This is a genomic window from Leucobacter fengyongliangi, from assembly GCF_052386045.1.
Window position 1 is genome coordinate 2383698 of the sequence record NZ_CM126356.1, and the last position, 17875, is coordinate 2401572.

15 protein-coding genes are annotated in these 17875 nt (G+C 67.3%); 2 read left to right on the top strand and 13 right to left on the bottom strand.

Annotated features, from left to right (window positions below; translation table 11 throughout):
* Window positions 1-3 precede the first annotated feature (3 nt).
* From ACTNFK_RS11345 to ACTNFK_RS11355, 3 genes are all read right to left on the bottom strand, one after another.
* Window positions 4-1638 carry an amidohydrolase gene (locus tag ACTNFK_RS11345; RefSeq protein WP_435937561.1) on the bottom strand — a complete coding sequence of 545 codons (1635 nt, stop codon included), beginning with the start codon at window positions 1636-1638 and terminating at the stop codon, window positions 4-6.
* Between the two features lie 2 nt (window positions 1639-1640).
* Window positions 1641-2111: a hypothetical protein gene (locus ACTNFK_RS11350; RefSeq protein WP_435937562.1), complete on the bottom strand. Its 471-nt coding sequence runs from the start codon at window positions 2109-2111 to the stop codon at window positions 1641-1643.
* Window positions 2112-2199: 88 nt separating this feature from the next.
* Window positions 2200-2844: a TetR/AcrR family transcriptional regulator gene (locus ACTNFK_RS11355; RefSeq protein WP_435937563.1), complete on the bottom strand. Its 645-nt coding sequence runs from the start codon at window positions 2842-2844 to the stop codon at window positions 2200-2202.
* A gap of 87 nt (window positions 2845-2931) precedes the next feature.
* On the opposite strand from ACTNFK_RS11355, the gene ACTNFK_RS11360 reads away from it, so the two are divergent.
* Both ACTNFK_RS11360 and ACTNFK_RS11365 read left to right on the top strand, forming a co-directional pair.
* Window positions 2932-3984: an agmatine deiminase family protein gene (locus ACTNFK_RS11360; protein ID WP_435937564.1), complete on the top strand. Its 1053-nt coding sequence runs from the start codon at window positions 2932-2934 to the stop codon at window positions 3982-3984.
* Entirely contained in the window at window positions 3981-5717 is a 1737-nt protein-coding gene (locus ACTNFK_RS11365; RefSeq protein WP_435937565.1) for an amidase, read from the top strand. The genes ACTNFK_RS11360 and ACTNFK_RS11365 overlap by 4 nt, the downstream gene beginning before the upstream one ends.
* Window positions 5718-5844: 127 nt before the next feature.
* On the opposite strand, the gene ACTNFK_RS11370 is transcribed toward ACTNFK_RS11365, so the two are convergent.
* The 10 genes from ACTNFK_RS11370 to ACTNFK_RS11415 all read right to left on the bottom strand — a co-directional run bounded on the left by ACTNFK_RS11370 (window position 5845) and on the right by ACTNFK_RS11415 (window position 17727).
* The gene (locus ACTNFK_RS11370) at window positions 5845-7695 is read right to left on the bottom strand and encodes a CocE/NonD family hydrolase (RefSeq protein WP_435937566.1); all 1851 of its coding nucleotides are present in this window, start codon (window positions 7693-7695) and stop codon (window positions 5845-5847) included.
* Window positions 7696-7938: 243 nt separating this feature from the next.
* On the bottom strand, window positions 7939-8682 hold the full coding sequence (locus ACTNFK_RS11375; RefSeq protein WP_433646374.1) for a GntR family transcriptional regulator: 744 nt from the start codon (window positions 8680-8682) through the stop codon (window positions 7939-7941).
* 277 nt (window positions 8683-8959) lie between these two features.
* Window positions 8960-10447, bottom strand: coding sequence for an aldehyde dehydrogenase family protein (locus ACTNFK_RS11380; RefSeq protein ID WP_435937567.1), 1488 nt, complete (start codon window positions 10445-10447; stop codon window positions 8960-8962).
* Window positions 10444-11115, bottom strand: coding sequence for an HD domain-containing protein (locus ACTNFK_RS11385; RefSeq protein ID WP_435937568.1), 672 nt, complete (start codon window positions 11113-11115; stop codon window positions 10444-10446). Before ACTNFK_RS11385 ends, ACTNFK_RS11380 begins: the two co-directional genes overlap by 4 nt.
* A 7-nt stretch (window positions 11116-11122) precedes the next feature.
* A complete protein-coding gene (locus tag ACTNFK_RS11390; RefSeq protein WP_435937569.1) occupies window positions 11123-12385 on the bottom strand; it encodes an NAD(P)/FAD-dependent oxidoreductase in 1263 nt (420 codons plus the stop codon).
* A 2-nt stretch (window positions 12386-12387) separates the two neighbouring features.
* Window positions 12388-12708: a 2Fe-2S iron-sulfur cluster-binding protein gene (locus tag ACTNFK_RS11395; protein WP_435937570.1), complete on the bottom strand. Its 321-nt coding sequence runs from the start codon at window positions 12706-12708 to the stop codon at window positions 12388-12390.
* A gap of 12 nt (window positions 12709-12720) precedes the next feature.
* Window positions 12721-13485: an SDR family NAD(P)-dependent oxidoreductase gene (locus ACTNFK_RS11400; protein ID WP_433646379.1), complete on the bottom strand. Its 765-nt coding sequence runs from the start codon at window positions 13483-13485 to the stop codon at window positions 12721-12723.
* 2 nt (window positions 13486-13487) lie between these two features.
* A complete protein-coding gene (locus ACTNFK_RS11405; RefSeq protein WP_435937571.1) occupies window positions 13488-15335 on the bottom strand; it encodes a PEP-utilizing enzyme in 1848 nt (615 codons plus the stop codon).
* Window positions 15336-15382: 47 nt separating this feature from the next.
* Window positions 15383-16471 carry a PEP/pyruvate-binding domain-containing protein gene (locus tag ACTNFK_RS11410; RefSeq protein ID WP_435937572.1) on the bottom strand — a complete coding sequence of 363 codons (1089 nt, stop codon included), beginning with the start codon at window positions 16469-16471 and terminating at the stop codon, window positions 15383-15385.
* A complete protein-coding gene (locus tag ACTNFK_RS11415) occupies window positions 16468-17727 on the bottom strand; it encodes a cytochrome P450 (RefSeq protein WP_435937573.1) in 1260 nt (419 codons plus the stop codon). The genes ACTNFK_RS11410 and ACTNFK_RS11415 overlap by 4 nt, the downstream gene beginning before the upstream one ends.
* Window positions 17728-17875 lie beyond the last annotated feature (148 nt).

Sequence of the window (17875 nt, forward strand, 5' to 3'; positions counted from 1 at the left end):
GCGCTACTCGGCGCGGTGCCGCACCTCGCCGTCGACCACGGTCAGGCGCACGCGGGTGCCGACCAGCCGAGCGGGGTCGTCGGTGAACGGGTTGAGGTCGAGCACCGCGAAGTTCGCGCGGGTGCCCGGTGCCAGCGTGCCAACCTCGTTTTCGAGGCCGGTGGCCCACGCGCCGCCATGGGTCATCGCCTCGAGGGCGTCTGCCGGGGTAAACACTCGCTCCGGATGGTACGGCGCGCGGGCAGCCTCGAGTACCGAGCGCGCGGTGAGCGCGATGAAGAGGTTGTGGGGCGCCTCGTGCGGGGCCGTCGGCGCGTCGGTACCGAGCGCGATCCGCACGCCTGCGTCGCGCATCTCGGCCCACGGAAAGCCACGCTCGGCTCGCTCGTCCCCGAGCATCGCGATCCAGTTGTCGAGCACCGCCGGGTCGCAGTGCACCGGTTGCATCGACGCGGTGACACCGAGCGCAGCAAGGCGGCGCACGGTATCGGGTGCGACCGATTCGAGGTGCTCGATGCGGGGGCGCCGAGAAGCCCTCGGCCCGTTCTCGCGCACGCACGCCTCGACGAGATCGAGCGCGAGGTCGCTCGCCGAGTCGCCGATCGCGTGCAGCGCAAGCTGCAGACCGTGCGCGTCGGCGGCCACTGCGACGGCGAGCGCCGCCTCCCTCGGCCAGATGGGTTCGGCGTTGGATCCGTTCGCGTATGGCGAGCGCATGGCGGCGGTGCAGGCATCGATCACCCCGTCGAGAATGAACTTCACCCCGACGATGCGAAACGAGTCGGAGCCGTAGGTGGCCGCGACGCGATCGCGATCCGCGGCCGCCCGTTCGACCTGTGCAAGGTCTGCAGCCGGGTCGCCGGTCGGGTGCAGCAGCACGTGAGCCGTGATCGGGAAGGGCAGGCGGCCGTCTCGAACGAGGATGCGTTCGAAGGCCGCGAGATCGGGGGCACCGAACGACATGTCGGTTGCGGTCGTGACCCCGGTCGCCAGGTACGCGTCGAACGCGGCGGCCAGGAAACGATCGCGATCCGCATCGCTGGCTGCATCAGCCAGGTAGTTCCACGCGTGCTGGATCGCGGCTGACTCGAGCAGGAATCCGGTCGCCTCGCCACGCTCATCCCGGCGAATCTCCCCACCAATCGGGTCTGGAGTGTCACACGTGATACCAAGCTCGGCGATCGCAGCACTGTTGACCCAGACCGAGTGCAGGTCGTTGGCATCGAGTATGACGGGGATGTCGGAGACAGCGGCATCGATCATTTCGGCGGTGGGATCGCGACCCTCGAGCGCATCGAACCTCCAGCTGATGCCCAGCAGCATGGCCGCATCAGGGTTTGTCGCACGCGCCTCACGCAGCCGTTCTTGAATCTCTGTGAGCGTGCCACACTCACGCAGTTGCACCTTCTCGACCGCTTGGCCAAACATCAGCAGGTGTGTGTGCCCCTCCACGATGCCGGGCGTGACGAAACCGTCGCCGAGATCGATGATGTGAGCATCTGGGCCGGCTGCGTGCTCAACTGGCTCGCGGTCACCGATGGCAATGATGCGCCCGTCGCGCACGGCGAAGGCTTCGGCCAGCGGTGCGCCCGCGCGCCCGGTGAAGACGGCGGCGGCGCGGTAGACGGTGGTGGGCATCGTCAACGTTCTTCGCTCTGCTCTTCAACGATCGTGACGCGAATGTCGTCAAACGGCGTGCGCGTCGAGTACTTGTACATGAACAAGATGTCGGCGTCGTACCCCAGAAACGTGGCGAAACGCTTCGTCTCCGAGGCCTCGGCTTCGAGCGGCTTTACCGTGACCAGCGTCATGCGCCGCGGCAGCCCATCGATCGGGTCGGCGATCGAGAGCCCCTTCTCGGGGTCGAGCTCTGCCGCGACAAGCGCGATCGCCAGCGACCCATCGTGCGCGCTCAGGGTGATTTCGCCGGTCAGGCGCAGCACGCCGTCGTCACCGATCTCGCCCGGCACGCTGATCCCGCGCTCAGGATCGAAGCTCGCACCGCCACTCGCCTGCACCGTAAAACTCTCGTCACGCTGCATGTAGCCGACGAGGGACTCCTTCACGGTCCACTCGAGTACGGCCTTGCTTCCCGGCACCCATGCGTTCATTTCGCTCCCATCATCGAAGAGGTCTGCAGCAAGTCTGGCACAGCGCCGATCGCGCGCGGCATGCCGCTTTCGCACGCTGGCTCACTCATTAGGATTCGGCCACCCCGAGCATCGCGCCCGCCGCGCGGCGCATGAGCGAGCGGCGATCCACCCCGCCCTCCCACCCCACGAGCGAGTGCGCGTTCAGTCCGTCGAGCATGCCGAGCAGCTGGCCGGCAACGGCGGGCGGATCAGCCACCCGGTACCGTCCCGCATCGCACCCGGCATGAATCAGTGCCGCGAAGAAGGCGCGCCACGCGTCCATCTGCGCGCGCACGGCGGCAGCGAGCGGAACGTTCCGCCGCCCGAGCGCCCACGCCTCAACCCACACGAGCGTCACCTCGTCGCGGGCACCATCGAGCACCGTGTCGAGCACGGCGTCGAGCCGCTCGCCCGCTTCGGCCACCCGCCCGGCGAAGCTCGTGATCTCGGCGAGTTCGGCGGCCACGATGCGGGTGAACGCCTCCGCGACCAGGTGGTCCATGCTCTCCACGTGGTGGATCACGAGCGTTGGGGCCACCCCCGCTCGCGCGGCGACCGCGCGCATCGTGACGGCCGAGAGCCCTTCGGCTCGGGCGATCGCCTCGGCTGCATCAGTGATCTCGGCGCGGCGCTCAGCGGCGGAACGCCGGGTCGCCCGCTTGCGGGCCCCGGGCGCGCTGACCGCGGGCGTACGTGCGGGTGTTGACGACATGGGATCCACTCGGTAGATTTGCGATCAGTTATTGATCGGGTGATCAACTAGCTTAGTGGATCACCCCACGCGAACCCAAGGAGCACCATGGCCTGGCGCATGCCCGCCGAAACCGCACCCCACGAGCGCACCTGGATGGCGTTTCCGCGCGAGGGCGAGACGCTCGGCGAGACCGCTGCCGAGCGCGAGGAGGGCTACGCCGCGTGGGTGGCCACCGCCCACGCGATCGCCGAGTTCGAGCCGGTGACGATGCTCGTTGACCCGAGCGAGATCGCGCGTGCGCGGCGCATGCTGGGAGCAACCGGCGCACACGGCATCGAGATTGTCGAGGTGCCGGTCGACGAGTTCTGGCTGCGCGATTCGGGGCCGACCTTCGTCGTCGACGACGCCCGACCCGGAGTGCTGGGCGCGGTCACCTGGATCTTCAACGGCTGGGGCGACCAAGACTGGGCCGACTGGCAACTCTCTGCTCAGCACGGCGCGTTCGTCGCCGAGCAGGTCGGGGCCGAACGCGTCAGCTCGCTGCTCGTCAACGAGGGCGGCGGGATCCACGTCGACGGCGAGGGCACCGTGCTGCTCACCGACACCGTGCAACTCGATCCGCGTCGCAACCGCTACGCGACGCGCGAGCGAGTCGAGGCCGAGATGGCGCGCACCCTGGGGACCACTCACGCGGTGTGGCTACCGCGCGGCCTCACCCGCGACTCCGAGCGCTTCGGCACGAACGGGCACGTCGACATCGTCGCGACGATCCCCACGCCGGGCACCCTGCTGCTGCATACCCAGGTGGATCCCGGCCATCCCGACCACGCGGTGACCGCCGGGCTGCGTGCCCACCTCGAGGGCCAGACCGACACCGCTGGGCGCCGCTTCAACATCGTCGAGCTACCCGCCCCGGCAACCCTGCGCGACGACGAGGGATTCGTCGACTGGAGCTACGTCAATCACCTCGTCGTCAACGACGGCGTGATCGCCTGCGGGTTCGGCGAGGAGGCCGCCGACACGCGGGCACGCGAGATTCTCGAATCCGTCTACCCGGGGCGGCGCGTCGTGTCGGTCGACGCGCGACCGATCTTCGCCCGTGGCGGCGGCGTGCACTGCATCACCCAGCAGCAGCCTCGGGTCGGAACCCGCGCATGATCGACGTCGTCGAGGCAACAATCGCCGAGTTGCGCGGTGCGCTGGAACGCGACGAGATCACAAGCGCCTGGCTCGTCGAGGCCTACCTCGCGCGCATCGATGCGTATGACGCGCCGGGCACCTCGACCGCTCTGAACGCGCTCGTCGTGCGCAACGAGCGCGCGCTCGACGAGGCCCGTGACTCCGATGCGCGCCGAGCCCGCGGCGAAGTTCTCGGCCCGCTTGACGGCATTCCGTACACCGCAAAAGACAGCTACTTGGTGCGCGGGCTCACCGCGGCCGCGGGCAGCCCGGCGTTCGCGGATCTCGTCGCGCAGCGCGATGCCTTCACCATCGAGCGCCTGCGCGCGGGCGGCGCCATTTGCTTAGGCCTCACAAATATGCCGCCAATGGCAAATGGAGGTATGCAGCGCGGGGTATACGGACGCGCCGAGAGCCCGTACAACGCCGAATTCCTGACGGCACCCTTCGCTTCGGGCTCGTCGAATGGCTCGGGCACCGCGACCGCGGCCAGCTTCGCCGCCTTCGGGCTCGGGGAGGAGACGTGGTCGAGCGGTCGCGGCCCGGCCTCGAACAACGCCCTCTGCGCGTACACCCCGTCGCGCGGCGTGATCTCCACGCGCGGCAACTGGCCGCTCGTGCCGACCATGGATGTCGTCGTGCCGCACACCCGCACGGTGGCCGACCTGTTCGAGGTACTCGACGTGATCGTCGCCGACGACCCCGAGACCCGCGGCGATTTCTGGCGCGCGCAACGGTGGATCGCGCTGCCGCGTGCTTCCGAGGTGCGGCCGGCGAGCTACTCGGCGCTCGGCCCGGTCTCACCCGAAGAGTCTCGGTCGGCACTCGCGGGTCGGCGCATCGGCGTTCCGAAGATGTACATCAACGCCGATCCACTGGCGGGCAGCACCGCACCCGGCGACCCGGAAGCCCCCGGCATCGGCGGCCCCACCGGGCAGCGCATCGAGACGCGCGCCTCGATCATCGAGCTGTGGGAACAGGCGCGCCGCGATCTCGAAGCCCGGGGTGCCGAGGTCGTCGAGGTCGACTTCCCGGTCGTCTCCAACTACGAGGGCGACCGGCCGGGCGCCCCGAAGATCCACACACGCGGGCTGGTCAGCCCCGAATACCTGCGGCGCGAAATCCTCGACTTGTCGGCGTGGGCCTGGGACGACTTCCTGCGCGCGAACGGCGACCCCGCCTTCCCCGATCTCACCGTCGTCGACGGCGCCGAGATCTTCCCGCACCCCGAGGGCGCGCTGCCCGATCGTTACACGGGATTCGACGATGACATCGCCGAGTACCCGGGCCACGTGCGCGAGCACCCGGTAGCCTCATTCACCGAGATCCCCGAGCTCGAGGCGGGCCTGCGCGGGCTCGAGCGCACGCGGCAGGTCGACCTCGAGGAGTGGATGGACACACTCGGCCTCGATGCTGTCGTGTTCCCCGCGGTTGCCGACGTCGGCCCCGCCGACATGGATGTGAACGAGGCCTCCGCAGACCTCGGCTGGCGCAACGGGGTGTGGATCGCCAATGGCAATCTCGCGATCCGCCATCTGGGCATTCCGACCGTCACCGTACCGATGGGTACGACGGCCGACATTGGCATGCCCGTGGGCCTGACCTTCGCGGGGCGCGCCTACGACGACACCCGGCTGTTGTCACTCGCGGCGGCGTTCGAAGCGATCCGCCCCCGCCGCACCGAACCCCCGCGCACCCCGCGCCTCGCGTAGCCCGATTCATGGGCAGTAGATGTCCGAATACTTGAGTATTCGAGCATCTACTGCCCACAAAGGTAAGGGAGACCTGCCGCAACGGCGGAAACGCGCGAGCACGCTGGCGCACGCGGGCGCAAGAACCCTACGACTGGGTCGTGAAGGGCAGCACCAGGCGCGAAGGGTGCGCCGCGTCGCGGTAAATCTTGTGCGTGACCGGGCGACCCACCGGCAGGTGGAACGCGTCGGGAGGCAGCAGCGCGTTGTGCGCGTCGGTCAGCGGCTCGTTACACGACAGCTCGAGCTCGAGGCGGTGCCCCGGCAGGAACGTCGTCGCGAACGGGTACAGCCGAATCACGTACTCCTCGATCTTGCCCGGCTCCACCGGCACCGCGCGGGTGTGGGGGTGGATCGGGCTTCCCGCGGTGGTGCGCTCGAGGTCGAGCTCGCGATGCGAGGCCTTCAGGAACCCGGTCGTGACGAGCTGGCGGTTACCGTTCGGCGCCACATCCCACAGGCGCAGGATGAAGTTCGAGTCGTCCTGGTCGATCGACGCGAAGATGTGCGCGGCACCCGTGCCGATCATCTCGGTGGGCTCCTCGAACTTCTCGGTCGACCAGTTGATGATCTCGACCTTGTCGGTCACCGTGAGCGGTGCCTGGTAGAAGCCGTCGGGGGCCGCGTACTGCTCGCCCATCAGCTCGGGTTCGGGCAGCAGTTTCCTGCGCGGGCGCAGGTAGAGGGGTCGGTGATCCACCGCCTTCGGCGGCCACGCGGCACCGGTGACGTGCTCACGCGAGCCTTCAACGAAGATGCTCACCGCGGGCTCATCCATCACCCCGTTGTCGATGCCCTTGATCCAGTAGTCGTACCAGCGGAACATCTTGTCGTGCTCTTCGATGAATGGGCGCGACTGCATGGGCGGGTAGGGCCCAATGTCGAGCTTCTTGGGTCCGTTCAGCGCGTCGAAGAGTTCGATCGTGCCGTCCATCGTCCAGCCGCGGCCCTGGTCGATCTGCAAGTACACGGGGATGTCGATGTTACGAGCGAGATTGACGGGGTTCCGCTCCTCGTACCACTCACCATCGAGATCATTCATGATGATGTCGAACCAGGCCTCGTGGTTCGTCGGGTAGTGCAGGGTGTGCACGAGGTTCGGCCAGGCCGCCACGTCGGGGTCTTGCAGACGCGCGGCGACCTTCGCCTTGATCTCTTCCGGCGAATAGGTCTCGAGCATGCGCGACTTCACGCGGTCGGTGAAGGCCCAGCCCGAATCGCCACCGCGGCCCTCGCGAGCAGCGCGCGGCATGAACCACATGATGCCGCCGTGATAGGTGGTCTCGTAGAAGTCGTAGTGGCCGCCGCTGACGAAGATCGCCTTCAGGCTCGGCGGCCGCTCGGCCGCGGCCAGCACCTGCATCGACCCGAAGTACGAGATGCCGATCATGCCGACGTTGCCGTCACACCAGGGCTGCGCGGCGACCCACTCGATGAAGTCGTAGGCGTCTTCGCCGAGCGACACGCCGCCCGCGTTGTAGTTGCCAATGTGCTCACCGTCGGATGCACCGGAGCCGCGCAGGTCGCCAATGACGTGCACGTACCCCTCGTCGACGACGCGGGTGATGTCGCCGGCCTCGATGCAGCCGTCCCACATCGGGCTCGGGCGCTTCTGCGGCGGCATGGTCAGCGCGAGCGCCTGCAGCTCCTTGCCATACGGACTGAGCGCGACGAGTGCGGGCCGCGGCACGTCACGCCCGTGAAACATCCCCGTGGCGTCGACGACCGTGCCGCCGCCGGCCGCCTTGAACGCGCGCAGCCGTGCGGCCAGCGCGTCGAAGATCTCCGCGCGATTGATAGTGACGTCGTAGGCGTATTCGGCTCCCGGAACGATTGAGAGCAGCGATTCGTGCACCGCCACCACGCCCAGCTCCCCGGCGGGAACCGGGCCGAGGACCGTGTTCGCCACACCGCTTGGGCGATCTGATTCGTCTGCCATTGACGTGACCTTTCTCGGAAGCGGCACCACCATTGGCACCAGCCAAACACCGGATCAGCGGATCCCACAAGGGCCTGATCTCATCGGCGATGTACTTTGATATGTTATCATAACAAAGTTCTCGATTGACGATCGATACGTGTAGATCTCGTCTCGGGCTGGCACCTGAGAACCTGACCTGCAGGCCGCTCCCGGCCCCATCACACCTCGCGCGAGAGATTCCCACTCCCTCGCTCGCTGTCCTCAGGCCTTGGTGTCGAAGCGGTACTTGAATTCCTCGGCACGGTGCACAGCGGATCGCCAGCCGACCACCACCCCGCCCGTCGCGAAGAACACGGTGTCGATCACGAGCACCGGGCTGCCGGCTGCGACACCTAGAGCCTCCGCGTGCTCGGGCGAAGCTGAGGTGGCCCACGCCTCGTGCTCGGCGCGATCGAGGGTGATGCCGTATTTCTTCTCCAGCAGCGCGAACGCGCTCCCGCCGCCGCCCAACTCATCCTCACCCGGCAGGAAATCCTCGGGAGAGCGCACGTACACATCGTTGTCGGCGAAGGGTTCACCATCGACGGCGATCACGCGGCGGAAGTGCAGCAGCCGCTCGTCGTCCGTCACCCCCAGGCGCCGGGCCACCGCCGGCGGCGGGGCGATCCGCTCGATGCCGAAGACCTGCGAGGTCGGGTCGAGCCCACGGCCGGCGAGGTACTGGTACAGGTTGCCTGACTTCAGGTCGGCGGGCCGATCCACGCGCACACCGACAACGGGGAACGTGCCGCGGCCCTGCTTGCGGTAGACGAAGCCCTCGCTCGTCAGGTCGCGCAGCGCCTGGCGAATCGGCGCCCGGCTCACCCCAAACCGGCTGAGCAGCTTGGCCTCCGTCATCGGTTCGTCCGCGCCCACCGCGCCCGAGGTGATCTCGGCGCGCAGAATGTCCATGATCTGCCGGTACAGCGGAACACCCGACGAGGTGTCGAGTTCAGTGATTGCCATGGGGCTGGTCATCCTTCGTTGGAGAAGCGGGCCGATGCTCCATTATCTCGGGCGATACACCCGGAACGGATCATTGCCATAGCTTACGACCCCCACGGGCCTGGTGGATCGCGCCCTCCCTCCCTCTCCCATTACTCCCACAACGTGGGCACTAGATGCTCGAATTCCCGCGGATTCCGACATCTACTGCCCATTGAGTGGGGTGGATCGCGCGCCCACAGCCCAGTCAGCCCCGGGTGGCGTTGGGGCTACCCGGTCAGGCTCTGGGGCGACCCGGTCAGGCGCGGGAGGCGCGGTGGATCGACTTGTAGCTCACGTACTGCTGTAATCCCTCGACCCCGTACTCGACTCCGAGCCCCGAGTCGTGGCGCCCGCCAAACGGCGCCGCGTGGTTCGAGGCGAAGAAGTTCACGCCGACCGACCCGCTGTCCACCAGCTCGGCCACCTGGAACGCGCGCTCCTCGTCGGCCGAAAACACAATCCCGCCGAGCCCAAACGGCGTGCTGTTGGCGATCTCGAGGGCTTCGTCAACCGTCTCGTAGGGCTGGATCGTGACCACCGGCCCGAAGATCTCCTCGCGGGCGACGCGCATCTCGGGGGTGACGTCGGCGAGCACAGTCGGGGCGATGAAGAGCCCCGGGCCCGGCAGCACGTCGCCGCCGGTCATGAACCGGGCACCCTCGGCGCGCGCGGAGGCCAGGTGCTCGAGCACCGAGTCGAACTGGCCGCGGTGGGCAACCGGCCCAAACACGGTCGAGGGGTCGAGCGGATCGCCCTGCGCGCCCCCCGCCACCACCCCGGTGATGGTGTCCACGATCTCGTCGTAGCGTGAGCGCGGGGCCAGAATGCGAGTGGAGATGTAGCAGGTCTGCCCCGAGTTGCGCATGCACGAGCGCACGAAGACGCGGGCGAACGCGTCGAGATCCACATCGTCGAGCAGAATCGCGGCGGACTTGCCACCCAGTTCCAGAGTCACCGGGCGCAGAAGTTCGCCGCACGCGGCCGCGATCTTGCGGCCCACCTCGGTCGACCCGGTGAACGCAACCTTGTCAACGAAGGGGTGCCGCACCATCGCATCGCCGGTGCGCCCGTTGCCGGTGAGGAGGTTCACGACGCCCGCGGGCACTCCCGCCGCGTGCGCGGCATCGACAATGTGCCGGATCGACAGCGGCGTGGGCGACGCCGGCTTGATCACGACGGAGTTACCGGCGAGCAACGCGGGCGCCAGCTTGATCACGACGAGGTTGATGGGAAAGTTCCACGGGGCAATCAGCGCGCAGACCCCGAGTGGATCGCGTCGCACCACGCTCTCGCCGACCCCGCTGGGGAACGGCCGCACATCCTCACGTTCGAGATGCGGGGCGAGACCCGCGAAGTAGCGCAGGATGCCAGCAGCGTTGGCCGCGGCTCCGCCGGTCTCTGCGACCGGGCTGCCGTTCTCGCGCGTGTTCGTGAGCGACAGCGCCTCGGCCCTGGCCTCCACCTCGGCGGCGAACCGAAGCAACACTTCGGCGCGCTCGGAGGGCGTCATGCGGGGCCACGGGCCCGTATCGAAGGCCTGGCGTGCGGCACCCATCGCGGCCTCGAGGTCCTCCTCCGCCGCGACCGGCACACTCGCCCAGGTCTCCCCCGTCGCTGGGTTTACGACCTCGATGCGCCCCGTGCCGACCGAGGGCACCCAGACACCATCGATGAAATGGTCGGTGGGGTGCCACGGTGCCGTGCGGAAGTCGCCGGGCCAGGTGCCGGTGTCTGTCGCGCTCATCGCAGCACCGCCGTCTTCAGCAGCGCCTGCGAGCGGTCGAGATCGGTGTTCGCCATGGCGATCGCCGCTTCGGTGAGCAGCTCGGGAATGATCTCGCTGCGCAGCCGATCGGTGTAGGTCGCTGGGTCGAGACCAAACCAGCCAGAGGCGAGCGCGATGCCCGCGTGATCAAAGCGCCACAGTCGATCCGCGTCGCGCACCAGGGCGTCTTCGAGGGAGTGCGCCTCGGGCCGGGTGTCGTGGCCGTCGATGATGGCACACACGGCCTCTATGAACTCGTCATTGTAGCCAAGCCCGGGGAGCACCTCGCGGGCAATCGCACACCCCTCCTGCTCGTGCTGAAAACGGATGTCGGCCTTGCGCCAATCGCCGCCGAAACCCTCGGAGATGATCCGCGTCTCGTCGACGCGCCCCCAGCCGGTGTCGTGCAGCAGCACCGTGACGCGCACGAGATCGGCGTTCGCCTCGGGGTGCGCGGCAAGCAGGCGTTCGGCAAACGCCAGGGAAATCGGCAGGTGGATGTCGTTTGAGCGCGATCGGGTCTCGGTCACGACCGCCGACCACAGCGCGTCGAGATCGGCCCCGGCGGGCGGGGTGAGTGCGATGGGCGTGGTGTCGATCGGGCCATTCGGGGCGATCGGCGCGGGGGGAACTGGGTGAGTCAGCACGATGGGGTCACTTCCCTGTGTCGTCGTGTGCGGTGAGGATGGTCTTGAGCGGAATTGAGGGATCAGCGGTGTCTGCTGCGGGCAGGTTCACGCCCTTGGCGAGCGCCTGACGAACGGTCATGAAGTCGAGCGGCACGTTGATGCAGTCGGCGGCGATCAGCCGGTCGCCGCGGTAGTACAGCACCGAGAACTTTCCGGGGGCATCGGGGCTGCGATCCACCACGCGGTCATAGCCGGTGAAGAGCCCGGCGATCTGCAGCTTCAGGTCGCCCTGGTTCGACCAGAACCACGGGATCCCGGCGTACTCCTCCTGCCGGCCCATGATCGCGTACGCCGCAACCTTGGCCTGCTCGATCGCGTGGTTGACGCTCTCGAAGCGCACGCGCTCGCCGGCGGGAGAATGCGGGATCGGGTTCGGCAAATTCGAGCAGTCACCCACGGCGAGGGTCACGTCATCCGAGGCGGTGGCAAAGCGATCCACCACGATGCCATCGTTTACATCAAGTCCCAGCTGCTCGGCCAGACCGGTGTTCGGGATCACCCCGATGCCCACCAGCACAATGTCGGCAGGGATCACCTCGCCGCTCACACGCACGCCGGTCACCTGGCCGGCCTCGCCGACGATCTCGTCGACCGCGGTATTCACGCGCACGTCGATGCCCTGCGTCACGTGATGCCTGAGGATAAAGTCGGCGGTCTCTTCGCCCACGGCGCGGCGCACGAGGCGCGTGCCGCGCTCCACCAGGGTGACGTGCTTGCCGAGCGTGTGCAGGCTCGCCGCGGCCTCGATACCGATGAAGCCGCCGCCGATCACGACCACGCGCGAGGCGGCGGGCGTGCGAGCCTTCAGCTCGAGAGCGTCGTCGGCCTTGCGCAGGTACAGCACGCCGTCGAGCTCGCTTCCCGGTACGTCAAGGCGGCGCGCGCGGGCCCCCACCGTGAGCGCGAGGCGGTCAAAGTGGAAGTCGCGTCCGGTCACCGAATGCGCGACGCCGGAACCGTCGTCGCGCTTCGTGATCCGCTCGATGTATTCACCCTTGACGACCTCGATGCGGTGCTCGTCCCAGTACTCCTGCGACCGGTAGATCAGCGATTCCTTCGTGATCTTGTCTTGCAGGAACTCTTTTGACAGGGCGGGGCGCTGATATGGGCGATGGTCCTCGTCGCCGAGCAGGGTGATCGGGGGCTCGTAGCCGAGGGCGCGCAATGATCCTGCGAGCTGCACCCCCGCCTGCGAGGAGCCGACGATCAGCAGTCCGTGCTCGGGCATGATCAGATCTGCGTCTCAGGGGTGGTGACGTGGAGATCGTGCCCGTCGGTCACACGCACCTGGCAGCTGAGCCGGGAGTTCGGCTGGCGATCCACCGCGGTACCCCACAGCATCTCGTCTTCCATCTCCTCCATCGGAGAGAGTACTGCCAGGTCTGCCTCCGCGACGAACACGTGGCAGGTGGCGCAGGAGAGCGAACCGCCGCACTCGGCGACGATGCCCGGCACGCCGTTGCGCATGGCGACCTCCATGACGGAGTCACCCGCGGCGGCGTCAACCTCGCGGGTGTCGCCCGCGGCGCTCGTGAACACAACCTTCGACATGGGTGATCCTTCCTAGATGAACTGACGTCCGCCGTCGACGACGAGCGTCTGGCCGGAGATGAACGCGGATTCGGGCCCGGCGAAGAACAGGGCGGCACCGACGATGTCTTCGGGAGTGCTGGCGCGGCGCAGCGCGCCGCGATCCACCCCGTACTGCTCGGCATCGGCCATGTGGCCGTAGCTCGCCTCGGTCAACGTGAAGCCGGGGGCGATCGCGTTGACGGTGATCTCGCGCACGCCGAGTTCTTTCGCCATGACGCGGGTGAGCGCGATGACCGCGCCCTTGGAGGCGACGTAGTGCGCCCACTGTGCCGAGCCCGAAAACACGGTCGCGGAAGCGATGTTGATCACGCGCGCGCCGGTGGCGAGGTGCGGGCTCGCGCCCCGGGTCATGAGCCACGGGCCCTTGGCGTTGACCGCCATGACCCGATCCCACTCGTCGGGGTCGAGTTCTTCGATCGGTGCGCGGGTGATGCCAGCGTAGAGCGCCGCGTTGTTGATGAGCACCTCGATCGTGCCGCCGCCAAACTCCGCTACCGCGGCCGCTGCCTCGGCAGTTGACTCGGGCGAGGTGACGTCGACTCGCCCCTGCCAGCACGGCACACCGTGCGCCTCGACGAGCTTCGCCGTCTCGGCCAGCCCCACGAGATCAACATCTGCGATGGCGACCCGATCGCCGCGCTCGGCAAACCCAAGAGCGAACGATCGGCCGAGGCCGCCGGCCGCGCCGGTGATGAACACCGTGCGGCCGGCCGCCGTGGAATCGGAATGCGACATCGCTAGCCCTCGAGGATCTCGACGCGGCCCGAGTTACCATCGACGCGAATGAGCTGGCCGGTGGTGATGCTGGAAGAGCCGTTGCCGGTTCCGGTGACCGCCGGGAGGCCGTATTCGCGGCACACGATCGCCGCGTGGCTCATCATGCCGCCGATGTCGGTGACGGTGGCCCGGATCTTGCCGAACACCGGGCCCCACGACGGCGCGGTGATGGTGGCGACGAGGATCTCGCCCTCCTGCACCAGTCCGAGCTCATCGGCGTGCACGATCACGCGTGCGCGACCCTCGGCGATGCCCGGCGAGGCGGCCATACCCTTGATCGCACCGTCGTCGTCTTCGTCGTCGCTCAACCACTGCTGCACCTGCTCGGTCGTGATGCCCCAGAGCATCTGCGTGAACGGCTCGGTGATCTCGACGGGCGGGGTGTTCAGCGCCGGCTGCGGGCGCTGCGTCTGCAGGGCGGTCACGATCTTCTCGCGGCGGGCAATCTCGGCCGGCCAGTAGTTCGGGCCCACCGACTCGCTGCCCACGGCCCAGCCGGTGACGTAATCGAAGAGCGCGTCGCGCACCTCGTTGCGGGTGAGGTAGAGAATATCCATCTCGTCGTCCCAGAATCCGGCGGCCACGAAGACCCGACCGAGCTCGCGCACCTTGCGCCAGAAAACGCCCATCGTCCAGTGCTCGATGTAGAAGTTGTGGTTCTCGACGTAGGGGTAGGCGGTCGCGGCGAGTCCGCGCTTTCCGTCAAACGCGGCGAGGTTGTCGCCGTCGAGAAGGCTACGGTACTCCTCGATGATCCGGTCGCGCTCGACGATCAGCTCTTCCTTTGGGCGAAGAATCTGCTGCCCGCCATCAAGGCGACGAATGTAGTCCTTGATGTAGCTGAGGGGGATCTCCTGGTACTCGTTCCAGTACTTGTCATGCCCGTAGAAGCCATTGCCCACGGTGAAGTTGAACCACGGATCCTTCGCTTCTTCGTACCGGGCGAGCCAGCGGTCGCCGCCCGCTCGCGCACCGACCGCGGCGAGCGTGCCCGCGACATCATCGGTGTTCTCGAACGCCGACTGCAGCCCGAGCTCGACGGCGAGGGTCGCGAGCACCTTGAGCTCGTCATCGGGGCGGAAGAGCTCCATGTCGACGCCCTGCACCATCTTCGCGATCGCCTGATCTGGGATCGAGGGGAACACCTCTTTGGCGAAGGTGAAGAAGTCGAGGTAGGCGAGGTACCCGAGGTTCAGGAACTCGAAGTGGTACTGCCAGTTCTGATAGCAGAGCTGGATCAGGCGGTCGTAGCCCTCCAGGAGCACCTCTGAGCCGTCCTTCGCCTTGCCGCTCTCGATGTCTTCAAACGGCACCATGTCGGGCAGCGGCGCGAAGTGCAAGTCCTCCATCTCGGCGATGGTGCCCAGCACCTTCACCTTCCAGTCGTCGAGCAGTCGCTCCCAGTTGCCGAAGTAGTGGCCGACGCGGCGCTCGAACTCGGGCACGCGGGCCGCGATCTCCTCGGGGGGAACCGGCACGGGGCTCATGTAGAGGTAGCCGAGGTGCACCTTGAACTCGATGCCGTTGGCCGGCGGAATCAGCAGGTGCCGCGTGTTGTACTGGCCGAGGCACTTCACGGCGAACTCGCCACCGATGGTCTCGAATGGCTTGTACACCGTCGGCCAGTGCTGGCTGTCGCAGAACCAAAACTTGTTCTCCGAGCCGTCACCCTCACGGAAGGGCAGGTAGTAGGGGTAGAGGCTCTCCCAGCCCTCTGCCCCCTCGGGCACCGGGATGTCCTGTGCGCTGGGGAAAGACTTGACCGCGGGTGCGGCGGTGGCGTCGGTGGTGGTCGAATCTAACGTCATTGTTGTGATCCTCTTCGTGCGTGGGTGGAGTTGCGTGTGTGGATGAACTACTGGTTGGGGATGCGGATCGAGCCTGTCAGCATCGAGGTGAGGCTCGAGACGCCGATCGTCGCGGTTACGGCTTTCGGTTCCTGCGGCTTGTTGGAGTGGATGGTCTCGGGCCGAGCCTGCAGCAGCAGGAGATTCTCTCCGGCCGGCAGATCGCGGTCGATCGCCCACTCGATGTCTTGCGGGGTGCCGTAGTGCTTTTCGGCCCGCTTCGCGAGCTCGGCCACCTGCATCACCTGGGCGTCGCTGAGGCAGCGGATCTCTCGGCGTGTCACGTCAACTGGGCGTTCGATCAGTCCTCGCTGGGCGGGATCCGGCACCAGCTCGATGTGCTTGTCGCCGATGTGCTCGCTGACGATGGTCATCATGATCTTGTCGAGCATGATGTTGTCGGGGGTGACGTGCCCCGAGACCACGGCCTCGCCGATGCCCCAGGACGCGTCGATCACGATCTTCGAGCGATCGCCGGTGCTCGGATTCATCGTGATGGCCACGCCCGCCGACTCGGCCGAGACCATCTTTTGCACCGCAACCGCCATCGAGAGACCCTCGTCTTCGATGTTGTTCTTCAGCCGGTACATGATCGCGCGGCTCGTGTAGAGCGATGCCCAGCACATGCGAATGTGCTGGTGCACATCGGCCTCGTCAATGAGCCACAGGTAGGTGTCCTGTTGGCCGGCGAAGCTCGCGTCGGGAAGGTCCTCGGCGGTGGCGGAGGAGCGAACGGCGACGGGAACCGGCTCCGAAAAGCGCCCCTGCAACTCGGCCCACGCGTCGATCACGGCCTGCCGCAGGTGCTCGGGCACGGGGCTCTCGCAAATGCGGTCGCGGATCAGCTGCGAGGCGCGATCCACACTCGTCACATCGTCGGCATCGAGACCGGCGAGCTGCTCGGCGATGAGTTCGGAGAGGCCCGTGGATTCGATGAACTCGTCGTACGTGGCGGTCGTGACGGCGAAGCCGGGGGGCACGGGCATGCCGGCCGCGGTCATGGTCACGAGCGAGGCGCACTTGCCACCGAGCAGGTCGTGCTCGGGCGCGATCCCGCCGTCGAAGAACTGGACGTAACGGGTGCTGGTTGCGGTCATGCTGCTTCCTTCCAGGTCACGGGCACCTCAAGGGGCACGCGGAACGAGAGATTCTCGCGGAACCCGATGTCGGCGCCGTCTTGCAGGCGCACGTCGGGCATGAGCCTTGCGATCTCCTCGATCGCGATCTTCGCCTGCAGCTTCGCGAGCATGTTGCCCAGGCAATAGTGGATCCCGAAGCCAAACGACAGGTGATCGCGGGCGTTTTCGCGCGAGATGTCGAACTCCTCGCCTGCCGCGAAGCGCTCCTCGTCGCGATTGGCGGATCCCATGACGAGCAGCAACTCGGCGCCCTTCGGGATGTCGACTCCCCCGACCGTGGCATCGGCCAGCGCCTTGCGCCGCCAGGCGACGATCGATCCGCTGTAGCGCAGCACCTCGTCAATCGCGGGCCCGATCTTGCTCGGGTCGGCGACGACCTGCCGCCACTGATCGGGGTGACTGAGCAGCACACGCATCGCGTTCGAGATGAGCGTGGTGGTGGTCTCGTGACCCGCGAACAGCATGCTGTAAACGACCGAGGCGATCTCGTGGTCGCTGATCTCGTCGCCCGCCTGCTGCGCACGCACCATGTCGCCCACGAGCGAGTCGGGGTTCGTCTCGTGCGCCTCACTCACCAGACGCATGCACTCCTGCCAGTAGGCGACGAGGTTGTGCGCGTGCGGAATCTGCTCCTCCTCGGTGAGGTCGCCCCAGGTCATCGCCGCGCGCGAGTCCGACCACTCCTTGAACTGGTCGACCTTGCTGGTGTCCGCGCCAATCAGCGTGAGGATGGTGACGGTCGGCACGTCGTAGGCGAGGTCGCGGAGGAAGTCGCCGGTCGCCTCGTCGCGTGCGAGCATCTTCTCGATCTGCGATACGACGTGCGCACGGATGCTGGGCTCGAGCTGGCGGTAGCGCCGCGGGGTGAAGGCCTTTTGGGCCACCTTGCGAATGCGGGTGTGCTCCGGTGGAACGCGTGCGGAGAGGCCGGAGTATGCGGTGAATCCGCCCTCCTCCATGATCTTCTTGGCGGCCGCGCCGCGCTGGCGCACCGGAGCCTGTGCGTTCTCGCTCGAGAAGGTCTCCCAATCTGCGAAAACCGCGCGCACGTCGTCGTAGCGGCTCACTACCCAGTAGCCGACCCGCTCGTCAAACATCACCGGCTCGTCGCGGCGCAACTCTGCGTAGGAGGGGAAGGGATCCTTCTGATCGAACGGTTTGAACCCGTGATGCACGGGGGAACCGCCGGAGGCCGGTGAGTCCGTTGCAGTCATACCCATCTCCTGTTTCGTCGTTGAATCGAGGGTGTGTCGCAAGTATGCGCCTGGTGGGTGAACCCTCGGCGCCCGTCTTCCGCTGAATGGAAACGGCTTTTTGCTCAGTGGATCGCGCCCCGTAGCTCCTCTCTCGCAATCGGGCAGT